This is a genomic window from uncultured Sphingobacterium sp. (genome assembly GCF_964277905.1).
GTDB lineage: Bacteria > Bacteroidota > Bacteroidia > Sphingobacteriales > Sphingobacteriaceae > Sphingobacterium > Sphingobacterium siyangense.
The window spans coordinates 932089-956864 of sequence record NZ_CAXYKD010000048.1; the positions used below are offsets into that span (position 1 = coordinate 932089).

Genomic DNA, 24776 nt, shown 5'->3' on the forward strand with positions numbered 1-24776 from the left:
AAAAATAAAATGAACAATAAGTTTAAATTGTCAGAAATTGTTAGCATCAGGTCTGGAATGGTAGTTCCAAAAACTGTGAATAATGATGAAGAGAAATTAACCGATGCTTTTGTTAGGATGATCGGTACTTCGGATTATAATGATCAGGGAGTTTTAAGACCAAACCTTGAGGCGAACGTACTGTTCAAACCTTCGATAGAAAAAAATTTCCTTGTGAAGAACGAGATCTTGTTTAATTCGAAAGGCAGACGCTTTTTTGCTGCGCTATTTGACAATGAGTATTCTCATACGATAGCCAGCGCCTCTTTTTTGGTATTGACTTTACAGCGTGATGATGTTCTGCCGGAATTTTTGGTCTGGTACCTGAGTCATCCCGAAACCCTGAAAGTCTTCGATTCAAAGATGGTCACGCAGACCATGCCTTCTATAACAAAACAGGAATTAGGTGAACTGGAAGTTATTATACCTAATTTGCATACCCAAAATCAAATCTTATCACTAGACTCCTTGAAAAAACAGCAAATCGCCATTCAGAAAGAGCTGATTGTTCTTAAGGAGGATTTTATCAATAAAGTAACCTATAAAAAATTAAAAAATGAGTTCTAAAGTAAGTCAAAGAGATATCAATAATACCGTATGGAATGCCTGTGATACTTTTCGTGGCACAATTGATCCGTCCCAATACAAGGACTATATTCTTACAATTTTATTTTTAAAATATGTAACTGATGTCTACAATGAGAAAAAGGAAGAGTACGCAAAAAAATATGAGGGCAATGAAGAGCGTATAAAGAGAGCGCTCCAGCGAGAACGCTTTATCGTACCTGATGAATCGAGCTTCTATTTTTTATATGATAATAGGAACAACCCAAAAATCGGGGAAATGATAAATCATGCATTGGCAGAATTGGAAGATGCAAACAGAGAAAAGCTTGGAGGTAATGATGGTTCGAATATTTTTAGGAGTATTGACTTTAACAGTTCCAATCTCGGGGACGAAAGAGGCAAGGTTACAAGACTGCGTACTTTATTAAATGATTTTTATAAGCTTAATCTTTCTTCATCAAATTTGGAAAACAGTGATGTGATAGGCGGTGCTTATGAGTTTCTTATTGCAAATTTTGCCTCAGATTCAGGAAAGAAGGCCGGAGAATTCTTTACGCCTTCTGAAGTATCGACTTTATTGGCAAAATTGACCAAATCCAAGCCTGGTTCACGTATTTATGACCCTACCTGTGGTTCTGGTTCTCTTCTGATCAAGGCGGGACGCGAAGTAGGTGACAACAATTTTTCCCTGTATGGCCAGGAAGCAAACGGTAGTACCTGGGCGCTTGCTGTAATGAATATGTATCTCCATGGTTATGACAGTGCGATTATCCGTTGGGGCGATACATTGAGGAATCCAAAACACAAAGAAGGCGATAACTTAATGCTTTTTGATACCGTTGTTGCCAATCCTCCCTTTTCTTTGGACAAGTGGGGAGCAGAGGAACTGTCGACTGATGTATATAACCGTTTTTGGAGAGGTTTACCGCCTAAGTCGAAAGGGGACTGGGCATTCATTTCGCATATGTTAGAGTCATTAAACATCTCAGGAAAAGCTGGCGTAGTGGTTCCGCATGGTGTTCTTTTCAGAGGAGCAGCGGAAGGAAAGATCAGAACTAAGATTTTGGAGGAAGATTTGATTGAGGCGGTTATCGGTTTACCATCCAATTTATTTTTTGGTACCAGTATCCCTGCTGCAATCATTATTTTCAATAAACAGAAGTTGAATAGGGAAAAAGTGCTGTTCATTGACGCAAGTAAGGCATTTGTGCCAGGTAAAAATCAGAATGTTCTTGGTTCCGATCATATTGCCCATATTTCTGATGTGTTTACGAGATTCCATGATGAATTGGCTCTAACTGGAGTAGTGGAAGACAAATTTGCATATGTGGCGAATTTAGATGAGATCAAAGAGAATGATTTTAACCTGAACATTCCACGTTATGTAGATACTTTTGAGGAAGAAGAAGAAATCGATATAAAATCTGTAATGCAGGAAATAAAGTCTTTGGAAGCACAACGTGCAGAGTTGGATAAAGAAATCGAGGGATATTTACAGGAATTGGGACTTACTCTTTAATTTTTACTATCCTTAATGTTTATAATAAAGACAATTAAATGATAAAGACCGAACAAAAGAAATTAAAGATAGGAAATGTTCCAAATTTGAGATTTCCAGGATTTGAAGGGGAATGGGAAACTAAGAAGTTGGGTGATATTTTACAATTTAAAAACGGAATAAATGCTTCAAAGGAAAAATATGGCAAGGGTGTGAAATTTGTTAATGTTTCTGATATACTTAATAATGAATTTCTTACATACGATAATATTATAGGGTCAGTTGATATTGACAATACAACCCATGAGAAGTACCTAGTGGAGTATGGAGATATCCTCTTTCAAAGAAGTTCGGAAACTAGAGAAGAAGTTGGGACAGCAAATGTATATTTAGATATTGATAAAACAGCGACATTTGGGGGATTTGTAATTAGAGGAAAAAAGATCGGTGATTATAATCCTATTTTTTTTAATAACCTGTTAAAAACTAACTCTTCCAGAAATAGTATAACCTCTAAGTCAGGTGGTAGTACAAGATATAATGTTGGGCAGGAAACTTTGAGTTCGGTAGAACTATTTTTTCCACAAATTCCTGAACAAAATAAAATTGCCGATTTATTGGTACTATTAAATCAACGAATACAAACCCAAAACAAAATAATTGAACAATTAGAAACCTTAATTAAAGGACTAAGTTATCAAATGTTTGAATTAAAGCAATTTGAATTTTCTGTTCTTCCATTAAAATCGATTTGTATAATAAAAAAGGGAGATCAGATAAACAGTTCAGCATTATCTAACACTGGACTTTATTATGTAATGAATGGTGGGATAATACCATCTGGTTACCATTCTGAATATAATTCAGAAGGCAAGACCATTTCTATAAGTGAAGGGGGGAATTCTTGTGGATATGTTCAATTTAACAATACTGAGTTTTGGAGCGGAGGACACTGCTACACACTTATCAGCATTGACAAATGTATTAAAAATAAATATTTATATTACTTTTTGAAAGCCTGTGAAAATAAAATTATGGCACTTCGTGTAGGTTCAGGATTGCCCAATATTCAAAAATCTGCATTGGAGAAATTTGAAATTAAAATTCCCAATCTTCATAAACAACAAAATATAATTTTAATTTTGGACAACTTGTCAAGCAAATTAGATATAGAAAAAGCTCTTCTCAAAGTATATCAACGAAAGAAGCAATATCTGCTGCAGAACTTATTTATATAAATAAGTTCTGCAGCAGATATTGTTTTTTCAATTGGTAGTTCCTTAATAATTTTTTCTCAATTTGTATCTTTGCATCGATAAAAGATAGGAATTCACCAATCGTAATCTGCTCATCTAAGCACGGTAGCGAAATATTCAGTTTCATTAATTCAACTTTTGACAAATTGTATCGCGTACTCCCTTGCGCAAGTTTGATTATCTCATTTCTGAAAATTTCACTCCTAAAAAAATAACTTGAAAATAGCGGATTAAGAACTTGAAATGAAAAAGGTCTATAACCGAAACAAAAACTATTTAGGTAAGTTTCATTTGTATGCTCTAACAGAACAGAAGACATTCCTATTTCTTTAGAAGTTTCGGATGATACAGTAAAAAACACATCTCCATAACGAACAGTATTCTGTTTTTCATTCTCTAAAATCTCAACAAATCCACAATTCTTTATTTCAATTTTTGAAGAATCGAAAACTTGCTTATATTGTATGTACGGTTTACCAAACCCAAAATTATCTTTGTTTTTTCCTGAAAGACCATTATAGGTTGCACCTAAATCTCCCAAATTCTTCAGTTTCCACACATTTTTATAATTCTTGAATCTACTACCCTGAGAAAATAGTTTTTCACTTAGTCCTTTAATTAAGGATTTAATTTCCTGTGTGAATACAATTCGTTATCGACTATTCAAGCAAGTCATTGAGAAAGAAAAGGAGTTCGTAAAGATTAAGAGTATTTTAAAGTATGAGCAGCCGTCTAAATATTTAGTTTTAGATACAAATTATTCATCGGACAGCTCTTTAATTCCGGTGCTAACAGCTAACAAAGCTTTCGTAATAGGCTATACTGAAGAAGCTTTTGGAAAGTATGACAAAGGTCCATGTATCATTTTTGATGATTTTACAATGGATATGAAGTTTGTCAATTTTTCATTTAAAGTTAAGTCTTCCGCCATCAAAATACTTACTTCTAGAGAGAACGTAAACTTAAAATTTGTATTTGAATATTTATCATTTTTAAATCTCTCCTCAAAGGAACATAAGCGGCATTATATTTCTGAAATTGAACCGATGGAAATACAATTGCCAAACTATTGTCAACAGAAATATATGGCCGATTTTCTATCAAAACTAGAGGACAAAATAAAAATTGAACAAGAAATTTTCTTATTATTAACTAAGCGTAAACAATATTTTTTAGCCCACTTATTTATATAAATAAGTGGGCTAAAAAATATGCTTTTTGTTCAATTAACTTTTGAAAGACTTTTATTTCAGTCTCTATTTTCAAATCCATACTAGAAAGAAAATTTGCTATTTTATTTTGTTCTTTTTTACATGGCAATGAAACTTCTATTTTTGAGAAGGATTTTACTGAAACTGTGTATCTTGTACTACCTGTTGCTACTTTAGATAATTGATGTAAAACAGATGGAACATTACAAAAATAATGTGAATATAAGATATCTAATTCTGTAGTTGGACGAAATCTCATTAAATGATAACTAAAAACAACATCTTTTAAATCTTCAAAAACCACCACAGAGTGTCCAATATCATTTGGCGTTTCAGAACTTGGAGTAAATAGGATATCACCTCTTTTTAAATTACAACTTTCAATTTGTGATTCTCTGGCGGTAACAATTTGTAAGGATTTCATTGTTTTTTTATCTATGTTCTGATGCTTGTAAACATTCATGTAATTTACAAGATAAACTTCTTTCTCACTGTCTCTTGATAATTTATCGATACTACTTGTTTGGAAATCCCCAATTTCTCCTAACATTTTTATTTGCCATTTTGGAAAATCTCTACCATTCTCGTCCTTAAACTTCAATTGGCCTTTAAAAATTTTTTCTATAAGTGTATTCTTTAATAACTTCAGCTCCTCAATTATTTTGTTTTGGGTGTCGATTCGCTGATCGATTACTGAAAGAAACCTTGCTATTTTTTCCTGCTCATCTTTTTTAGGTATAAATAGTTTAATACTTTTTATACTTTCAAAATTCAATCCTTCACGTCCACTTCCTGTTTGTAAATTATTAAAAATAATCTGACCTTTATTTGATGAAAATTTTGGTTGGATAAATCTTGGGCTATACTGCTGATTTAGTCTTATTATACATACATGTTGATTGACATTGCCAATCAAAAAATCATCAGGAACAACACAACTCCGTCCTAAAGAAGCACCAGTTATATTTAGAAGTATATCATTAGACTTAACAACACTGTTTTTCATTTGATTATTAATTTCCTCCGATATAAACACAGAGTTTTCTAACTCCAATCTATTGTTGTTGACATTTTGGCTTCTTATAAATAAAACACCTTTATCTATATAGACGGCTTCTCCTCCCAAAGGAGTCTTACCACTATTTACTTTTATGGTTATATCGCTCAATTTTTTTAATTCCCATTCCCCTTCAAATCCTGGAAATCTCAAATTTGGAACCTTAATTTAAAATTATCTCGAAGATTTAGAATCCTTAATTGCTTTCCTTTGGATCGTTAAAAATAATATTATAATGAATCAACAAAAACAACTCGCAGAAGTTATTGAATTATGGAAAGTGGACAAAAAGCAGTATGTAAAGAAATCAAGTTATTCCGCTTATATGCTATTGATAGAAAATCATTTGCTTCCAGTTTTTGGCGATAAGTATTCGATCGAAGAGCCAGATGTACAAGGTTTTGTATTTCAAAAACTTGAAAAAGGCCTGAGCCATAAGACGATCAAAGATATTCTTATAGTCTTGAAGATGGTACTAAAATTTGGAGCTAAGAAGAAATTATTTGAGTACACTCCCTTTGAAGTTCAGTTTCCAACGGACAGGGAAAAGAGCAATATTGAGGTGCTTAGCAGGTCAGATCAGAGAAAAATTATGAGTCATATTCAGGAGCATTTTACTTTTAGGAACTTAGGCGTTTACATTTGTCTAACTGCAGGGATGCGGATAGGGGAGATCTGCGCACTGAGCTGGGAGGATATTGATACCGATAGATCAATTATCAGTGTTAATAAGACGATACAGCGTATTTATGTGATAGAAGATGGTGTTAGGCGGACTGAATTAATTTTGGATACCCCAAAAACAAAAAACTCTATCAGGGATATTCCAATAAGTAAAGAATTGCTAAAAATTTTAAAGCCATTTAAAAAAATTGTTAATTCCTCATATTTTGTGTTGACTAATGATGCCAAGCCTACAGAGCCCAGGACATACCGGAGCTATTATAAAAACTTTATGAGCGAATTGCAAATGCCAGATCTTAAATTTCATGGACTAAGACATAGTTTTGCAACCAGGTGTATCGAAAGTAATTGTGACTATAAAACTGTAAGTGTTTTACTGGGTCATTCCAATATTAGTACTACCTTAAATTTGTATGTTCATCCAAACATGGAACAGAAAAAGAAAGCAATCGAGCAGATGTTTAAAGCACTTCGATAATTTCCATACCTTGAATTACGGGTTAACTGCCCGTAATTCGCATTTATTTCCGTAATTTGCCTAAGTACTAAAAATTAGTTAAACATATTGTTAAGGTTTGCATTGTATAGCAAATAAAGATGGCAAAATGTCAAAAACCGATTAACCATGGCTTTTACAGAAAATAATATATCACAGATTCCAGCACTTAAATTACTAGTCAATTCAGGTTATACTTATCTGAGTAAAAAAGAGGCTTTGGTACTTCGTGATAATAAGGAAAGTAATGTAATCTTAACACATATATTGCGTGAGCGGCTTATGCATATTAATGAAATTAAGATAGGTACAAAGAAAAGGAAATTCGATTCTTCTAATATTGAAAAAGCAATTCAGAAGCTAGGAGACATTCCGTTGTCCGAGGGGCTGGTACATGCCTGTAATCAAATTTACAACTTACTCATATTTGGTTATTCTTTAGAGCAATCTATAGATGGCGACAAAAAGAGCTTTACATTAAAATATATTGATTGGGATACTCCAAGTAATAATTATTTCCACGTTGCTGAAGAGTTTTCTGTACTGCGAACTGGTCGTAAAGATACGTACCGTCCGGATATTGTTCTCTTTGTTAATGGTATTCCATTGTCTGTTATTGAGTGCAAGAGTCCGCTTATCAAAGATTCTCTGAAAAAGGCAATATCTCAGCACATTAGAAATCAACAGGAAAACGGTATTCTTAATCTGTATGTTTACAGCCAGATTCTAGTGGCTACTTCTTTAGTTAGTACGAAGTATGCAACAACCAATACAAAGGAAGAATTTTGGGCGATATGGAAGGAAAAGGATCCTAATTTCCTAGAAGAATTAGATGTTTTAGTGAATACGGCATTGCCAGAAGCCGTAGAGGAAAAACTCTTTGCCGACCCCGATTTGAGAACTTCATCTGATCTCACGTTGTTCAGAGAAAAATATAGTCAATATATCGCCCCTAGCCAACAGGATATTTTCATACACGGTTTACTTAACCCTGATCGGTTAATGTCTATTGTAAAAGACTTTATTCTGTTTGAAGGAGGAGTCGTGAAGAAGATTGCACGTTTTCAGCAGTTCTTTTCAATTAACAAGATAATGGATCGTATTAAACCTATTCGTAATGGTAAAAGAAGAGGTGGGGTGATCTGGCACACGCAGGGTAGCGGAAAGTCATTGACAATGGCAATGCTTGCACGTAAAATCCAGAATACAATACAAAATCCCCAAATCATTTTAGTTACGGATAGGATTGACCTTGACAGGCAGATTACTGCCACCTTAAAAAAAGTTGAGGTTGATGTGATAAACGCAAATTCCGGTAAGCAATTAGTTAGTTTACTAAAAGGAAATGGCGATATGGTTATTACTACGATTATAAATAAGTTTGATGCAGCTGTAAAAAGTCTATCGGACAATCAGTTGTTAAGCCCCAATATTTTCGTTCTCATTGATGAGGCGCACAGGACTCAACATGGAATATTTAATGTTAACATGGAAAGAGTGTTACCTAATGCATGTTTTATTGTATTTACCGGTACTCCTCTAATGAAAAAGCAAAAAAATACAGCTAATAAATTTGGTGGAATCATAGATACCTATCCTATATCGGAAGCTGTTTTAGATGGTGCAATAGTTCCGATTCTATACGAGGGCAGATTGGCTGTACAGGATGTCAATAAAAAAGCTCTTGACAATACGGTTAATATGGTAATTGAAGATCTCAGTGAAAAACATCGTGGTGATCTTAAAAATAAAATGAGCAGGGAGAAACTGATTTCGAAAACTGAACAGAATATTTACCAGATTGCATTTGACATTAGCAAACATTTTCAATCAAATTGGGGAAACGATAGGTTAAAAGGGCATTCCGGTTTCAGAGGAATGGTAGTTTGTCCGGATAAATTGACTGCCGTTAAGTATAAAAAGAATTTTGATCTTATTGGCAAAGTGAAAACTGAGGTAGTAATGTCGGCATCAGATACACGAGAAAATAATGAGGACATCCACAGCTCCGAAGCGCCTGAAGTCACGCAGTATTATGAATTGCTTAAGGCAAAATATGGACCTGATATAGATAGCAATATTATCCAGCATTATGAAAATGGGGAGGATATCGAACTTTTGATCGTAATCGATAAACTACTAACTGGTTTTGATGTACCACAGACTATTGTCATGTATTTATGTAGAAAGTTGAAAGAGCATACATTACTACAAGCTATTGCACGTGTTAATCGAGTTTATCCAGGAAAGGATTATGGATTTATCATAGACTATGCGGGTATTATGGAAGATCTCAAAGAGGCGTTGGAAAGTTATGCTGGTGATGATTCATTTGATCCTGATGATCTTGTGGGTTCTTTGACAAATATTTCAGTAGAAGTGGAAAAATTGCCTCATGCACATAAAGATGTCGTAAATATTTTTAAGGACGTGACTAATAAACTCAACATTGATGAATATGTTGTATTTCTATCTGACCAGGCCATAAGGGAAGAATTCTATAGTAAGTTTAGTATTTTTGCAAGAATTTTAAAAGTAGCATTGTCTTCAATAGATTTTCATAATTCAATATCGGAAACTGAAATAAATCATTATAAGGAGGAATTAAAAAAATATGCTGGTATTCGTGTTGCTGCAAATTCAGTCTATATGGACACAATCAGTTTTGCACAGTATGAAAAGCAAATTCAGAAATTACTAGACCAACATGTGGTCACTGAAGAAATAATTCGTTTGGTTGAACCCTTGAATATCATGGATGTTGATGCTTTTGCGGAAGAAGTTGAAAAGTTGGTTGGTCCAAGAGCTAAGGCTGAGAAAATTGCAGCTGCTACAAGTAGATATTTGTCAATTAATTTGGAATTAAACCCAGCGCTATTTAAGAGATTATCCGAATTGATCAGCGATACTATTGCCGAAATGCGCGCAAATCGTTTGTCTGAATTAGAAGCATTGAAAAAGCTGACTGTATTCAAGGAACAGGCCCTGGATGGGCATACATCCTCGATTCCAGAGGAAGTCAGGGATAAAAAGAGAAATGTGTCGATTTATAATCTTTTAAAGGCCTATGGTGATTTGGATGGTAAGGAGATAGAGATTACCAGGATGTTTGATCAGGTTGTATCCAATTTTGAAGTTGTGGACTGGTACAAGCGGACGGACATTATCAACAAGATAGAATTGGACTTTGGAGATTATTTAATGGATGTTTTCGATTTATCAATAGCAAAGGCGGACGAATTGACTAAGAAATTAATAGAGATAGCAGTTGCAAATAGATAGTGTGATGGTGGATAGTATTCATTACGGAAAGCAGATTATAGAATTTGAGTTGCAATATTCAAAACGAAAAAGTATAGGGATAAAAGTTTTACCGACTTCTTCTGTTGAAGTTACTGCGCCGATAGGTTTGGGTGTTGATAAGATTAAAGAAGAGCTTTTAAAAAAAGCTAACTGGATTATCAAGCAAAAATCTCTTATGTTGAATTTGGACTCAAATCTTGTGGACTATGAAGTTAAATCTGGCTATTCGGTATATTATTTGGGGCGTAAGTATAAAATTGTAGTCGAACAATCGAATAAGGTAGAGGTCTTCTATAAAGGTAATCTGTTCCTGATTAATGTTAAGAGTAAAGATAAGGCTAGAGCTGTGTTTGATAAGTGGCTGAGAGAAAGGGCTATGAGTAAAATAACCGAGATCGCCAAACCTATTATTGATAAATTCTCTGAGCGATTTGAAGCGCCTGAGGATATTTTCTTTCAAAATATGTCTACGCGTTGGGGGAGTTGCACCATTAGCAATAAGCTTATCTTTAATCCTAAATTAATTCATACTCCTAAGCGCTGTATAGAGTATGTTGTTATGCATGAGTTATGTCATATAGTTTATAAAAATCATAATCAAAATTTTTTTAATCTTTTGACTATGATGATGCCCGACTGGGAGAAAAGAAAAGAAATGCTAGATTGCTTTGCCTAGACTGAACCTTGGTTAATACATGATAGATTTTGGTACTCAGAGAGAATGAACAGTAGAACTCCTTAGACAGATAGCTAAAATCTAAAGATATCCGGTATCCAAATGATTTATAATCAATGAGCCTAAAACACGTTAGCGCAGTTAATTACATCTTTTATTTAAATGCGATTTAACTTTGTTGAGAATTTTCTAGCAGCTCTCTTTTGGTTTAGGAAAATCGATTACCTGTAAAAATTATAATATCTTCTTAAGCTTTATGTAGGTATTTATTGAGTTTAGTAAGGTATAAAATACCCATTCCATTTGTTCGGGATAGATTAGATTTTTTGTAGTGTCCTTATTGTGTCGTATATCAAAGGTGTTGACAATCAGGAAGAAGTCTGATACATCTCTTGATGGCAGCACGGTAGAAATATCCTTTCTTAGTGGCTCAAGGACATAACTTAATGTTTCGCAGGCGGACCTCATATTTTCCATTGATTGTGGTTCAGAGAAGAATCGCTGACGTGCTTCGTTTATTTTCAGATCGATCGCTGTGTCGCCACTTGTGATTTCTTGACTGACAAGGCCAAACATTGGCATCTTGGGAAGTTGCTTTTTAGCCTTGTCTTTTCCTATATCTGTCATTGTTATTGCCATGTATAGCCGTGCGCCCCCAGCCAGTCGATGATCTTTACGAACTGATATAAAGTGATCCTGTTTAAGTTGATTAATAATTCTTACAAATTCCTCTGGGCTGGCGTACGCTAAAGCAAAATCTTTCGTGGAATTGAATTCGAATTCCCTGTTTTCTTTGCCATAATTCTCATATATATGTTTCAGCAGATGAACACATTTTTCTTCAAGCTGGGATGGCGGATTCGTATTTTTATATCCTTCAGTAATAAAAGCGGTATCTAGCATAATAGGCTCTTGATTATCTATAGTTCTTTGTTTACATATTCCAGCTAGCAGATAATTTTCATGTTTCCCATTTATAAGTTGACTATAAGTGGAAATGGGAATCTTGACTCTTCCGACATAATCTGTTTCATATTCAATAAACGTTCCTACGGTCGATTTAATATCTCCAGCGAACAAAGCATAGCCAGTTAGTGCGCATCTATCAAAGTTCATATTTATTATTTTTTATTTTGGGATAATTCTTTTTCAGCTAGCAGGTCAAAGGGATTAAAACTTCCCGTATAATTTTCATTAATGAGCCACGGCAAAAAACCTTCCTTTTCAAACGCATCAAAAAACAGCGGAAGCTCCCTTTTATAAATATCGTATACATCCTTGTATTTTTTGCGAACCCTCTCAATAGGATGATTATCTTTTATAAATGCTATTTCTCGCAAAAATCTGAGATCTTCGTCAACTCGGTGGAAAGTGTCTGTTTCTGTGAGTGCTTCCAAGGAAACGGGCAATATACCATTTGCGTAATCGTAAAGGTTTTTAAGTGACTGACAGAGCAAGATATAATCATAATTTTCGGTAAATTGGGTCTTATCAAAAATAACGACGTACTCCGTGAGAGTTTTGTGAATGTAGAGCCCAAAACCCTCCAAAGTACCCTCATCATGGTAGGTATCAATTAAGGCTTTACCATAGTATGCCTGAATGTTGGTTAATTGTGAAAAATTAAATTCCCCATAAGTCAATAATCCTTTGAAATAAACATTAATGAAGGATAGTCTATAGAAAAGCTCCTGCGCATATTCAATTAAGTAGGTACAATAATAGTCCGTACTCCAGTCATTATCTTTATTAAAAACAAGAATGGTATCGGAAAAGACAACAGTCTGGAGTGCATGATGGCTATGAACTTTAAGAGAATCAAAAATTTGGAAAATTTTGTCAATCTTCGAGGAATTGCTTCTTGCCAGGTTTTCAAACCCTAATATATCTATGTATAAAAATGCTCTTTTCATTTATGGTTATTAGATAACCAATATACAAAAAACAAATAAATGAAATTTTGTGTAAGTGTCCTGTATCTGTTGAAATTTGTTGCAATTTAATAAGTAGCTATGAGTTTACAGTGTTAACAAGGTAGGCTCAGTGTTAATCATAGAATAGATGCGCGTTAAGAAATACATAATCTTGGTTTTGTGAATATTTTGTGCTTCATAATTTATAAACAAATGTGTAACTTAGTTTTGAAAATTATCAGTTTGTGAGAGATTGGTACCGTCTTGTCCCCCTAAAGAAATTATAGCCCTAAAATTGGGAATGTCAATTTTTTGTATCGGAAAATCCTAGTTCAAATTTCTAAATTCAACCGGAAACATATCCACCTTCTTTTTAAATAGTCTGATAAAATATTGTGGATATTTAAAGCCAAGTTAAGGATGGTGTATTTCAAATACCACCTCGATGCGGTACTTGATATAGAAAGCATGCTTTATCTTTTAAAATTGTGAAAAAAGCTAGTAGTGGCAAAAGTATTTCCAGATTGACAACCTATCTGAGTAGTGCAAGGAATTTAAAAACAAAATACAAATACCTTAGAACTAGGCTTTTTGTCCTTGAAATGCTTATATTTGCGTATGAACTTAGTTTATTGTAATTAAGATTTTAAGAGAATTAACAAGATACGAGAGTGTGTGGCCCATATGTGGCATCTTTCAATTTTAAATTTGCAAATAGCAGATTTTCAATTGATTGTAAGGTAAGGTGGCAATCCCTCACTCTCCGCCAGGTGCAAATTTAAAGTTTTTAAAAAGCACTAAAAATTTAGAAGTCCTGCAAGTCATTGATTTGCAGGATTTTTTATGTTAGCACAAAGCTATGGATTATTGGCTTAATCTGTGGCTTACAGTTCAAGGCGGAATCAAAAGTTTGCGAATGACACTAAAGGAAAAACAGGCTGCAACACTGATTCTGCATTTGGATCGCCCTGAACGTTGAAGCGACGCATACCAATATAGAATTACCAAAAAAATGTAAGATGCTCGCAGCAATTAAATCAATTAGTGATGCCTCTGAAATATACTTTGATTTAAAAAAGTTCTAACTACGCCAATCTAATTTCTATATTTGCCATATTAGATTTTAAAGCGCGAAATAAGCGTGAAACTCCAATAAAAGTTTACATGTAAATAACCACAAACCCAAAAGAGTCAAAAATGGATAAAATTAATTTATTAATTATTGTAAATATAATTTCTTTATTCATTTCATTGTTTCTAGCATTTTTTCTGATTACACTTAGAACAAAGTACAAAATTAGTAATTCTCTCTTTGCTGTTTTTCTCATATTAAACGCCATAGATATTAGCGAGCCTTTGTTTAATATGGTGTTTGATGGTCTTTCTAATTTGGGAATGTTCAGGACTACCTTTGCCTTTTTGCAAATTCCTGTGTTTTATCTTTATATAACATCAGTCTGTTATTCTGATTTTAAGTTAAAACCGAAGTATTTATTACATCTGCTTCCATTTCTGATTGTTAATTTGGTCTTACTACCTCGTTTTTATACTGTGGATGCTGGATCGAAAATGAGTTTTATTCAAGATCGTCAAAATATGATAGAATTTCAATTCATTCATGTTTTAATACATCTTCAGATTGTTGCTTACATAATTAATGTTTTTAAAGTACTAAGGAAATCAAAGAAACTATATCTTGAAAACTATGCCGGGAAAAATATCAATGCCTATAATTGGTTATTTCAATTTACTGTTATACTGACTATTTTATATGTAGTAGCTCTTTTAAAGAATATGTTGAAATTTTCAGAATATCCCCATATTTCTGAAGGCTTAAAGATCAATATTTGGATTTCTTCTCTTTTTATTTTTTGCTGGTATTTATTCAAAGCATTGAATAATCCAGATCTTTTTAGAAATATGGATTCAAAGCTAAAGCTTGTCTCCGAACTTGTTTCTACAGAAAAAAAAGGTAAACCATTAATATCGATTGAAAAGGAATATAAGGAAGAATTATTGAGACTAAAACAGTATCTGATTGAAGAAAAGCCTTTTCTTAATCCTTCATTAACCATTCAGGACATTTCAAGTGAAATTGGAATTCCTACCAGAGAACTATCTGTCTTAATTAATCATCGATTAGGACAGCATTTTTACGATTTTGTCAATACTTATCGTATTGAAAGCGCCATGGAAATTCTAAAAGATGTTACAAAAAGGAAGGTAACTATTCTTGAAATTCTGTATGAAGTTGGTTTTAATTCAAAATCTTCCTTTAATACTGCTTTTAAGAAACACACGGGAAATACATCAACTTTTTACAGTAAAAATATGTAAATCAATACTTTGTGATTATTCGTGCTTTATTTTGTAAAAACTCGTACTAATTTTTTTGTACAAATTGGACTGAATACTTTTATTCGGTCGCAGGATTTTATCTTATCTTAAATCTTTGTATCGAAATAACATTTTTAACATTAAAAGCGATACAATGAACTTTTCATCAACATTTTTAGTAGTCCTGTTATTCATTAGCAACTTTTCTTTTGGACAAGGCATTTTCAAAAAAATTGACTCTATCATTAATGATAATTATCAGAAAAATCCTGAAGTAGGAATTAGTGTTGGTTTTGTTAATAACAATGAAGAATATTTTACAGCATACGGTAATCTGAATGCAGAGAGTCAAATAAGAATTAATAAAAACTCCTTATTTGAAATTGCATCAATCACTAAAATCCTGACTTCAAATTTAATTGCTCAGGCAGTTATGGATGGTAAAATAAAGCTGGATGATTACATCGATGGATTTCTTCCTAAAGAATATGTATTCCAACAAAATCTTAGAAATAAAATTAAAATTTCAGATCTGGCATCACATCAGTCGGGTTTACCTGATCTAGATTTTGCGAAATTGATTGAACAGGATTCTCAACAGCCCGTAAATAGTGTTACTTCAGAAACATTAGTTGCAATAATCAATAATTGTAGTGACTTAAGTGACTATGGTAAATATCGCTATTCTACAATAGGATATACTTTGCTGGGGCAAATACTGGAGAGCGTCTATGATATGAGCTATGATGAAATTATCAGAGTTAAAGTGATAAAACCACTACACATGACCAATACTTTAACTAAGAATTTCGACGTAAATAACAGAACCACGGCTCATAATCCGAATGGAGGTATCCAGGAATTCTTCAAGTGGAATATCACTGCTTCTGCCGGATTGGTAAAATCTGATGCTTCTGATATGGTTAGATTTTTAAAGGCAGTTTTAAATAAAGAGGCGACAGTAGGCAAAGCCGCTATTATCTCGGAAAAAATAATGTATAAAGATGAAAAAAGAGAAATGGGACTGGGGCTAAATATTGTTACGGATGATAAAAATACAATTTATATGAAGTCCGGAGATTCTATGGGGCAGTCTTCCATTATCTGCTACAACAGGAATAAAAAATGGGGTATTATTATACTTCTTGATCAGAGAAATTCAAAAATGAGACAGGATTTGTTGAATAAAATCTATGACACAGTCTTGAAATAAGGATTGTTTAACGAAACGAAGAACTTCATAAATACACTGGCTATTTAATTACACTATATATTAATTATTAAGAATAAAATTTTATGTCATTTCAAACCTATATTAAAAATATTGAAGAGAAAACGGGAAAATCCCGCTCTGATTTTGAAAAACTTGCTGTTGAAAAAGGGTTTACAGAAGAAGGGAAGCTCAGGAAAGGAGTCAAAGCGACAGAAATAGTCAATTGGTTAAAGGGTGATTTCGAATTAGGGCATGGACATGCAACTGCGATGTATGCCTATATTACTGGTAAACGCGAATAGTAGAAAAAACTTTCTTTTCTCGGGCTGACAGATCTAAATTCACCGTTTTTCAGCCTAAGCTGTCAACTCAGCGAAGTTGATTAATGTGAGAACAAAGTGATTCAGAGGTATGTAATATTCTATCAACTTTTGTAAATTAGAAAAGCGGTAATGGCTTTGTTTTTGCGACATAAGCCTTTCGCTATGCAGTTAATTACTTCTTAGGGGTGAAAGGATAAAATATGGGTGGAAAATTGATTTTAATTCTCTCGTTTCTGTTTGCGCAGGTGCTTCTAGTACAGGGTTGTTTGTACAAATCGCAGCAGACAATAACGGATAATACTAAAAAGGAAATCACAGCGGTTTCAATTTCTACTATTGGCGGATTTACCGCAGTACCCTCAAACGGTTATACGATGAGGATAACAAGAGATAGTGTATATTGTCTGTTTTCAGCAATTGATACAGCCCACAGTGCCCTAAAATCATACAGCAATACGGAGGAAAAATGGAACTTACTATTGAATAAAATTGAATTAGAGAAATTTGCTGACGCTAAAGAAGGGGAATCGCACCAGCCATACGATGGAATAGATATTAAAATAAGCATCGAGACAAAAAGTGGAAAATATGCAAAGCTGAATGCTGATAATAGTCCAAGTTGGGATAGATTGTATAGACAATTGGAAGGATCTTTTTCCCCGCAGTCACTTGAAAACGAAAAAAGTAAACATTAAACAAGGGAATTAATTAAAAAACTTTTGCTTAAAGGAGCTTTTCGTAAAATAGGATATTTTGAAAGTTTTCAGATTATAACTATCCGTAAAAAAATTCATAAAAAGACACTTATGTCAACGGTATTAATGATAAGAAATGTTGCAAGTAATCTGTTTTCCAGTCTCTTTACTGTTAATAAAAAAACGGTGAGTAGAAACCTGAGCTATTCGCTCAGGTATTTCTCTTTATTAAAAGTTTCGGGACAATACGGTTTTATGCTATCACACTGTATATAGCTGTAACCAGTAAGAAATAGACTGCAAAAGCGGCTACAGTGATGCCGATCACCTTGAAGTATTTAACAGCTGCGCTGTCTTCATTTCTAAATACCTGCATATTAAGCATCGCTGCAATTGCTCCAGCGCCGCCACCCAAAGCTCCGCCATATAAAAGTAAAAGAGGAAGAAGTGCTAAGACAAGCTGATACCAAGGGATTTTTGCAACTATTCTGTGTTTTTCACCATTGATTATTAATATGGGGGCAAAGTCGGGAAGGGATGGCTTTGGATAGGCCTTTACAATCGTTCCATTATCATCAGGTATTAAAAAAGGCTTCCCTTTTTCTCCGGATTGCTCAACAAGAGCATCGTTTTTGAACAATATTTGCTTACCCGTCCAGAATGTGATCTGCATGACGAAGCTTGAATCTGGAAAGTCTGGTAAATTAAAAAGGTACTTCATCTAATATGGACTTTTTTCTTTGTACTTGCTGCAAAAGTGCGAAAAATTTGGATAATTGATTAAAACAATATCTGTTTAAGCTCAAATATTCTATCACTCAATTGACTAAGTTTTTTTGTACCGTTAAAGAGTGAGACATTGCGACAAACAACAATAGTAATTGATTTCCCTTTAATGTGCGTTGAATCTGTAACATTGAATCCAATTCCTGGCCGAGGAATAATGTCGGATTATAGCGTGAAGTATTATCCCCAGAACCTCATAGAAAAGAGAGATCGCGATCTTGAAAAGCTATGCAACTGATAAAGTAACCGGTTGATTATCCAGTTGACCACACAACGGTCGAATGAATCGAAATATAGTTATCTGAACCCCGAAACACATATAGGATAATGTTGAAATTTCAAATTTCAAACACATTTTTCTTACGTAGAGCTGTTTTGTGTTCTATGTTGATATTAAGTGTGTTAAGGTGAGGTTTTGTATAATTGGATTAACAGGAAAAGTCTTCTCTTATTAGAAGACTTTTCCTGTTAATCTGAATTCGACGGAATATACTATTTAGCCAACAACTACATTATTCGCATCATTTATTTTTCTTTACTGAGCAATGCATCTGATGTTTTCGCTAGTTGCCTGTTGGTCATAGTTCGAATCGCCAAACATCGGACTTATACCAGTGTTTGTAAAATAGACATGTGAAACCCTACTTGAAGCGTCCGCTGTGCTGAGCCAATATAGTCCAATAACTCCTCTAAAAATGAGGTTGGTAGGAGTTATTCCATTTGCGCCGCCAGTTCCATATCCGTACCCTCCTTGTATAGGGAAGTAAATCACCACATCTCTACGACGTTTACTTGTTAAAATTTTTGCTGCTGTAAAGTTGTTCTCATCGGGCGACCAGGTTCCTTTTTCGCTTGCAACGGTACTATTGATTAATTTCTCCATTTCTGTCTTTGTGGGTACTCTATAGCCGCTTGGGCATGGGTCTCCACTTGCCTTTATCGGATTGGTCTCGGTACCAAGATTCCATGAGTTAGTTGGTAAATCTGTAATACTACTCCAATTTGAGTTGGGGTAGGATTCTGTTTTACCAGCGACAACAGTATTTTGTCCCCATTGATAATAGTCGCCGAAAAGTGAGACTGTCTGTGGAGTCTGTGCAGGGTCGATGCTGATATCGGCCCCGAGATTATGTTGCATCCATATATTCCCATTTATCCTGACAGCAGGGACACCACGATGTGTTAGATATTCGTCTGTAGGGACAATTTTAAGTTTCATATCGTATTTTACACCAGGTGTGATATTCAGACTGCTAAACGGAATTACATTTGTTTGAGTCAGGGGCCCGATGGTAATTGAAGCAATTTTTAATGCCACATTATTACTGGCTTCCGCATTAATAATGTTTGATAAGCTTGTTAATAGCATTCCTCCTGTTGTAGGAAATGTTAAGCTAATATCTGTCCCTGACCCCGAACGTGAAACTGCGCCAGTAGATAAATTAATTGCCGCATTGGGCTGATGTGAAATGGCAATCGACGAGCTGACATGGGTGATATCATATTTGGTTTGCGTAGCGTCTATACTGGTTGTAATCTGACTGAATAAGTGTTTAAGTATAATTTCGAGATTGTTTTGTGAAGTCGCAGAAACAGACATGTCTTTTCGGAAATACATAAAATCTTGTTCACCAGCAACAGATATGTTAGAAGTGGACAATGTTTTGTTACCAATGTCAGAAAAATTTATGGAGGGTAGCTCAGTGGTACTATTAACCGAGTAGGCAATAAATGAATATGTCTTACCGGAAGGAAGCTGAAATGTGTCAGCCAAATTTTCCTTTCCATGCACATAATCCTTTTCAAGAATATATTTTCCTGTTTCGTTATAGACTACGATCTTGTAACGTATGTCAGCATCGACATCATTATTTTCAATAACAGCTTTTTTGTTGCTTGCAAGTGCAACTTTTGCCGGACTTGAACTATTTTCAGCAGGGGCCAGTTCCGCAACTAGTAAGAAGTCATTATTTAGCTCAATTGTATTTGTTTGAATTGGTAGTGATTTCGGGGTGCTGTTCGATTTACCTATGCTTGATTTGGTGCCCAAGGTACCTTCATTTTCGTAAATTGAAGCCTTAAAAATTACATTAACTTTGGCAAGATTCCCGTTTTCTGCGTCGATTTTGGTATTAGGCTCTTTGCTACAGGAGGCGATAGTGGAAAATAGAAATAGACAGGCGCTTAATGTAGCCAATAATATGCTATTTTTATTTATTGATTTCTTTTTCATGATTTGTTTTACGGTTTATACAAGAGTTTTATTTACCAAGAGAGATCATTTTGATATTCTTGTGTTTCCCATTCGTCCTTTAGACCTCCTGAGTTGAATGTTTTAGTAGAACCTGCGGCGATCCCGTTTTCTGTTTGTAATAATATGAACTCAATTTTTGGAGATTCATATTGTTTTTTTGCGCTGGCTGCAAAATTTACCAATACTTCTGTTTTCATTGAAATTTATTGTTAGTTAAATAAGTGAATTATTTTATCGAGGGAAAGTAATAGCGAACTTTTTTGGGGATTATAAGTTGTACTCCAGTTTTTTTCGTCTAAAAAATATGGAGATGGGAGTGGGGGCTCGCAAATTTTTGTTTTATTTTTTGATATAGCATTCTGATCAGATGGTATTTCGATATTAGTCGGCATCGAAATACCATGACGATAATGGGACTGTAATGCTGAGGAACATATAGCAATTATTGCGGCGGCGATAGAAACCCAGAGCAGGTTACTGCTGTTTTGTGATTTTGTCTGTAGACTTATTTTTTCCAACAGTATATGCCGGTTCTTCCTAAGCATGATCGTAAGGAAATCGGGTAAGGGTTGACTTTCTTTTTTTAATAATTCCTCCTGAATAAGTTTTTCTAACTGTGCGGAATAGGTTTCATTTCCAAAATAATGCAATAGGAGTTTCATGTCCTTTGCTTTACAAATACCTTTTAGATACTGCTTAAACAATTTATTCATATATGGCTGCTGCAAATAAGTTTCTTTTCTAGTCTAATAGACGAAGAGAAAAGAAAAAGTATCGGCTCAGTGAAAAAAAATATAGTTTATTTAAAGACGATATATACAGCTATTGCAAATGTAATGTGTGGATTTTGTGCAATGTAGTTTTTAAGAAACTCGGATGATTTGGCCATATGATCTTTTATGGTGCTTGTGGAAACACCAAAATGGATAGAAGTTTCTTCATAGGAATAGCCATCTAACTTGACCATTCGAAATACTTTTTGTCGCTGTGGAGGCAATAGACCTATTAAACTCTCGGCAAGTGCTTTACTTTCTTTTTGGGAAAAAAGTTGTCCAATTGGGTCATAAGAGACGTCTAGATGTTTGATAAGTTGTCTTTCTAGCTCTTTATCCTTTGATGCTTTCCTGTAAAAATCTATTGTTAAATTTCTACAGGTGGTGAATAGATAAGCTTTAATGTTTGTGTTTTCATCCAGTTCATGTCGGATTTTCCATAATCTTAAAAATGCTTCCTGATGTAGCTCCTCAACTATAGTATGGATCTTAATCAATTTGTGAAGCTTTGCTGCCAATATTGCTGCATATTGGTCGTAGATTGACGAAAATGCCATTTTATCCCCATTACGCAATTGAGATAGTAATTCCTTATCGGAAAAGTACTGGATATGATTTTCTTTTTTAATCTTTGGGTTAATTATTTATTAAAGGTAAAAATAGTGAAACAAACCCGTTTTTAAATGTCATTTTTGTCACAAAAAGGTCTGTTTTTGTTTTTTAGGACATCCACAAGGGTAAAGTATATTACCGATGACCATGATGGATTCGCTTATTGAAACGGTGTTTTTTGTATCTTTATTTGGTTCTAAAAATAATAGACGGGATATTTTCCGAAAAATGAAATCATAATATAGTATGGATGAGATTTTCAAAAAACAGGTTTATGAAGTGGCTAAACTCATTCCGAAGGGTCGAGTAACGACTTATGGAGCCATAGCAAAAGCTTTGGGTTTTCCTAACCACTCAAGGCACGTCGGGAAAGCGATGGGCGGATGCCCGAAAGATGTTCCTGCTCATCGTGTTATATCAAGTAGCGGTATACTTGCTGTGCCTGGGTTTCAAGAACGGCTTGAAGCTGAAGGGCTTGTTGTGAATAATTTACGGATCAAGGATTTTAGAAAGTTGTTTTGGAATCCGATGGAGGAATTAATCGATTAATTTAATAACATGAAGAAATACTGTGCTTTTCTACGCGGCGTCAATGTGAAGGGAACCAATATGAAGATGGTAGATGTCTGTCAAGTTTTTAAGGACGCCGGTGTAACTGACGTTACTTCGGTACTGGCTTCTGGAAATATTGTTTTTTCGTCGGACAAAGCGGCCGACCCGCTCAAGCGTCTATTGGAGGAGTCCATGTCGGCATATTTTTCTTATGAAGCTTTTTTATTCATCCGGTCGCAGGAAGAGGTGGAATTGCTGCAGGCAAACATTCCGTTCGAAATGCATAGGGACTTCCATGTATATGCTTTTGTAGGGACAGAGGGTGTCGAAACAATACTGATGGATGAATTCCGCAATTCGACGCAGGTGCCTGGGGAGAAGGCTGAAATTGTCAATACAGTCTTTTATTGGCGTGTGCCTAAGGGAAATACTTTGGACTCCAGCTTTGGAAAGGTGCTAGGGAAAAAGAATCTTAAAGATAAGATGACAAGCCGGAATATCAACACCTTTGAAAAGATATTGAAAAAAATGGGTTAATCAACGGAAAGAGCCCGGATAGTGCCGGGCTCTTTTTCGTTTTATGGAATTCAACCGAGCGCAAAGCGGTTTCCGGGATGAAAACTTCTATTGCTTTAAATCTTAGTCGATCTCAGCCGATTTAGCCCAGATATTAATATGGCCATCTTTTGCATAGAGATCAATTTCGTGAATTTCCTCTGGACTAAACGACAGATTTTTCAGTGCGCCAACGCAATCAACAACCTGTTGTGGTCTTGACGCACCAATGAGCGCCGATGTAACCTGCTTCTTACGTAATACCCAAGCAATTGCCATCTGTGCGAGCGACTGTCCTCTACGCTGTGCAATTGCATGTAAAGCCTGGATGTTCTTTTGATTTTCTTCGTTCAGAAATTTCGTCTGAAGTGATTTAGACTGCGAAGCGCGACTATTCTCCGGGATATGCTGTAAATATTTATCGGTGAGCATACCCTGTGCCAAAGGAGAGAATACGATAGAACCAATGCCTATCTCATCCAAGGTGTCAAGCAAACCATCGGTTTCTACCCATCTGTTTAGCATGGAATAACTAGGTTGATGAATAATAAAAGGTGTACCTAATGATTTCAGGATCGCGTAGGCCTCTTTTGTGCGTTGCGAGTTATAGGATGAAATGCCGACATAAAGTGCTTTTCCGCTGCGGACTAGCTGATCCAGTGCCAACATGGTCTCCTCCAAGGGGGTATTGGGGTCGAAACGATGTGAATAGAAAATATCGACGTAATCGACACCAAGGCGCTTGAGTGATTGCTCACAGCTTGATATCAGATATTTGCGGCTTCCCCATTCTCCATAAGGCCCATTCCACATGTGATATCCTGCTTTTGATGAAATAATCATTTCGTCGCGTAAACCGTAAAATTGTTCTTTTAATATTTGTCCGAAGGCCTTTTCGGCGCTCCCAGCAGGAGGACCGTAATTGTTTGCGAGATCAAAATGGGTAATTCCCAAGTCAAACGCGGTTGTGCAAATATCAACTTTGGTTTGATGGGGCGTGTCGTCACCGAAATTATGCCACATTCCCAATGAGATGGCAGGCAATAGAAGACCGGATTGACCACAACGATTATAGATCATATCTTGATATCGGTCTGGATTTGCTGTATACTGCATAGTCTTGAATAGTTTTAATCCAAACTAAGATAAATTTATGCTTATTTGCAAGTTTTAACTAGACACTTTATATGTAATTTTTTAGTACAGGGCAACTTTCGAAAGGATCTCGAACAAATGTCTTCAAGCGCATTTGGAAAACTGCAGGGTAATGTCTTTCATAAATCGAAATTTAATGTATTTTTATATGAAATCTAAGAAACTGATTAATTCGTACTATGAGGAAAATTCTGACCATCCTATCCTTTGTTTTTATTGTATTAGGGAATTGTTATGCACAATCAAAACATTTGCTTTTCAAGACTGATTTTGGCGATTTTAAAGTTGTACTTTATGACTATACGCCCAATCATCGCGATTTGATGTTGCGATCTATTCGGGATACTGTCTATCAGGGTGCATTGTTTAATCGCATTATCGAAAATTTTGTCGTGCAGGGCGGAGAGCATGATATTGATATTGAAAAACGTGAGGCGGCAGACCCCCTTCATAAAAAACCACGATTGGCAGCAGAGTTCGATGACCGCGCTTTTCATAAAATGGGTGCTCTGGGTGCAGGACGGGATGGAAATCCCGCGAAAGCATCTTTTTTGAATCAGATCTATTTCGTGGTTGGAAAGAAAATCACGGCAGCTGAACTTGATAGTCTTGAATTAAAGAAAGGCATAAAATATACTGCAGCACAACGTAAGGAGTACTTAGCTCGCGGGGGACAGCCAAGACTCGATCATGATTTTACCGTTTTTGGTGAAATTTATGAAGGCTTTGATGTGATCATGAAAATAAGTCGTGTAAAAACGGATAAACAAGATTATCCACTTCATAAAGTGCCTTTTAAGATTGTTGAAATAAATAAATAA

Annotated in this window: 24 protein-coding genes; 14 read left to right on the plus strand and 10 right to left on the minus strand. The window is 35.0% G+C overall.

Annotated elements, in window-relative coordinates; translation table 11 throughout:
• Positions 1–9 precede the first annotated feature (9 nt).
• Genes ACHWSC_RS25755 through ACHWSC_RS25765 form a run of 3 tightly spaced genes read left to right on the plus strand, consistent with a single transcriptional unit; the run spans position 10 to position 3342 of the window.
• Entirely contained in the window at positions 10–606 is a 597-nt protein-coding gene (locus ACHWSC_RS25755; RefSeq protein WP_394678764.1) for a restriction endonuclease subunit S, read from the plus strand.
• Positions 596–2125, plus strand: coding sequence for a type I restriction-modification system subunit M (locus tag ACHWSC_RS25760; protein ID WP_306613580.1), 1530 nt, complete (start codon positions 596–598; stop codon positions 2123–2125). The genes ACHWSC_RS25755 and ACHWSC_RS25760 overlap by 11 nt, the downstream gene beginning before the upstream one ends.
• 38 nt (positions 2126–2163) lie before the next feature.
• Positions 2164–3342 (plus strand): restriction endonuclease subunit S, encoded by a 1179-nt coding sequence (locus ACHWSC_RS25765; protein ID WP_394678765.1) that lies wholly within the window; start codon positions 2164–2166, stop codon positions 3340–3342.
• On the opposite strand, the gene ACHWSC_RS25770 is transcribed toward ACHWSC_RS25765, so the two are convergent.
• Positions 3335–3919 carry a restriction endonuclease subunit S gene (locus ACHWSC_RS25770; RefSeq protein WP_394678766.1) on the minus strand — a complete coding sequence of 195 codons (585 nt, stop codon included), beginning with the start codon at positions 3917–3919 and terminating at the stop codon, positions 3335–3337. The two genes, ACHWSC_RS25765 and ACHWSC_RS25770, sit on opposite strands and share 8 nt — an antisense overlap.
• Before the next feature lie 79 nt (positions 3920–3998).
• Here ACHWSC_RS25770 and ACHWSC_RS25775 point away from each other — a divergent pair, with 79 nt between their 5' ends.
• Complete coding sequence (locus tag ACHWSC_RS25775; RefSeq protein WP_394678767.1) at positions 3999–4553, plus strand: restriction endonuclease subunit S; 555 nt, start codon at positions 3999–4001, stop codon at positions 4551–4553.
• On the opposite strand, the gene ACHWSC_RS25780 is transcribed toward ACHWSC_RS25775, so the two are convergent.
• Positions 4546–5781 (minus strand): restriction endonuclease subunit S, encoded by a 1236-nt coding sequence (locus ACHWSC_RS25780; RefSeq protein ID WP_394678768.1) that lies wholly within the window; start codon positions 5779–5781, stop codon positions 4546–4548. The genes ACHWSC_RS25775 and ACHWSC_RS25780 overlap by 8 nt on opposite strands.
• An 82-nt stretch (positions 5782–5863) precedes the next feature.
• Between ACHWSC_RS25780 and ACHWSC_RS25785 the strand changes: the two genes are divergently transcribed.
• The 3 genes from ACHWSC_RS25785 (at position 5864) to ACHWSC_RS25795 (ending at position 10787) form a co-directional block, all read left to right on the plus strand.
• Positions 5864–6790, plus strand: a complete 927-nt coding sequence (locus tag ACHWSC_RS25785) for a tyrosine-type recombinase/integrase (protein WP_394678769.1) — start codon at positions 5864–5866, stop codon at positions 6788–6790.
• 147 nt (positions 6791–6937) lie between these two features.
• Positions 6938–10090, plus strand: coding sequence for a type I restriction endonuclease subunit R (locus ACHWSC_RS25790; RefSeq protein WP_394678770.1), 3153 nt, complete (start codon positions 6938–6940; stop codon positions 10088–10090).
• A gap of 4 nt (positions 10091–10094) precedes the next feature.
• Complete coding sequence (locus ACHWSC_RS25795) at positions 10095–10787, plus strand: M48 family metallopeptidase (RefSeq protein ID WP_394678771.1); 693 nt, start codon at positions 10095–10097, stop codon at positions 10785–10787.
• A 234-nt stretch (positions 10788–11021) separates the two neighbouring features.
• On the opposite strand, the gene ACHWSC_RS25800 is transcribed toward ACHWSC_RS25795, so the two are convergent.
• A complete protein-coding gene (locus ACHWSC_RS25800; protein ID WP_394678772.1) occupies positions 11022–11903 on the minus strand; it encodes a hypothetical protein in 882 nt (293 codons plus the stop codon).
• Between the two features lie 5 nt (positions 11904–11908).
• The gene (locus ACHWSC_RS25805; protein WP_394678773.1) at positions 11909–12700 is read right to left on the minus strand and encodes a hypothetical protein; all 792 of its coding nucleotides are present in this window, start codon (positions 12698–12700) and stop codon (positions 11909–11911) included.
• Between the two features lie 1197 nt (positions 12701–13897).
• Here ACHWSC_RS25805 and ACHWSC_RS25810 point away from each other — a divergent pair.
• The 4 genes from ACHWSC_RS25810 (at position 13898) to ACHWSC_RS25825 (ending at position 17268) form a co-directional block, all read left to right on the plus strand.
• A complete protein-coding gene (locus ACHWSC_RS25810; RefSeq protein ID WP_394678774.1) occupies positions 13898–15037 on the plus strand; it encodes a helix-turn-helix domain-containing protein in 1140 nt (379 codons plus the stop codon).
• 154 nt (positions 15038–15191) lie between these two features.
• The gene (locus ACHWSC_RS25815; protein ID WP_394678775.1) at positions 15192–16250 is read left to right on the plus strand and encodes a serine hydrolase domain-containing protein; all 1059 of its coding nucleotides are present in this window, start codon (positions 15192–15194) and stop codon (positions 16248–16250) included.
• A gap of 83 nt (positions 16251–16333) precedes the next feature.
• A complete protein-coding gene (locus ACHWSC_RS25820) occupies positions 16334–16552 on the plus strand; it encodes a DUF4287 domain-containing protein (RefSeq protein WP_120336027.1) in 219 nt (72 codons plus the stop codon).
• Positions 16553–16773: 221 nt separating this feature from the next.
• Complete coding sequence (locus tag ACHWSC_RS25825) at positions 16774–17268, plus strand: hypothetical protein (protein WP_394678776.1); 495 nt, start codon at positions 16774–16776, stop codon at positions 17266–17268.
• A 253-nt stretch (positions 17269–17521) separates the two neighbouring features.
• Here the strand turns inward: ACHWSC_RS25825 and ACHWSC_RS25830 are convergent, their stop codons facing one another.
• The 5 genes from ACHWSC_RS25830 to ACHWSC_RS25850 form a co-directional block, all read right to left on the minus strand.
• Entirely contained in the window at positions 17522–17989 is a 468-nt protein-coding gene (locus ACHWSC_RS25830; protein WP_394678777.1) for a hypothetical protein, read from the minus strand.
• Between the two features lie 600 nt (positions 17990–18589).
• On the minus strand, positions 18590–20287 hold the full coding sequence (locus tag ACHWSC_RS25835) for an FISUMP domain-containing protein (protein WP_394678778.1): 1698 nt from the start codon (positions 20285–20287) through the stop codon (positions 18590–18592).
• A 32-nt stretch (positions 20288–20319) separates the two neighbouring features.
• Positions 20320–20505: a hypothetical protein gene (locus ACHWSC_RS25840; protein ID WP_394678779.1), complete on the minus strand. Its 186-nt coding sequence runs from the start codon at positions 20503–20505 to the stop codon at positions 20320–20322.
• A gap of 12 nt (positions 20506–20517) precedes the next feature.
• Complete coding sequence (locus tag ACHWSC_RS25845) at positions 20518–21021, minus strand: hypothetical protein (protein WP_394678780.1); 504 nt, start codon at positions 21019–21021, stop codon at positions 20518–20520.
• An 86-nt stretch (positions 21022–21107) separates the two neighbouring features.
• Positions 21108–21725 carry an RNA polymerase sigma factor gene (locus ACHWSC_RS25850; RefSeq protein WP_394678906.1) on the minus strand — a complete coding sequence of 206 codons (618 nt, stop codon included), beginning with the start codon at positions 21723–21725 and terminating at the stop codon, positions 21108–21110.
• Between the two features lie 214 nt (positions 21726–21939).
• Between ACHWSC_RS25850 and ACHWSC_RS25855 the strand changes: the two genes are divergently transcribed.
• Together ACHWSC_RS25855 and ACHWSC_RS25860 are read left to right on the plus strand one after the other, a co-directional pair.
• Positions 21940–22242, plus strand: coding sequence for an MGMT family protein (locus tag ACHWSC_RS25855; RefSeq protein ID WP_394678781.1), 303 nt, complete (start codon positions 21940–21942; stop codon positions 22240–22242).
• A 9-nt stretch (positions 22243–22251) separates the two neighbouring features.
• Entirely contained in the window at positions 22252–22782 is a 531-nt protein-coding gene (locus tag ACHWSC_RS25860) for a DUF1697 domain-containing protein (protein ID WP_394678782.1), read from the plus strand.
• 102 nt (positions 22783–22884) lie between these two features.
• Here the strand turns inward: ACHWSC_RS25860 and mgrA are convergent, their stop codons facing one another.
• A complete protein-coding gene (mgrA, locus tag ACHWSC_RS25865; RefSeq protein ID WP_120336018.1) occupies positions 22885–23916 on the minus strand; it encodes an L-glyceraldehyde 3-phosphate reductase in 1032 nt (343 codons plus the stop codon).
• Positions 23917–24134: 218 nt separating this feature from the next.
• Here mgrA and ACHWSC_RS25870 point away from each other — a divergent pair, with 218 nt between their 5' ends.
• On the plus strand, positions 24135–24776 hold the full coding sequence (locus ACHWSC_RS25870; protein ID WP_394678783.1) for a peptidylprolyl isomerase: 642 nt from the start codon (positions 24135–24137) through the stop codon (positions 24774–24776).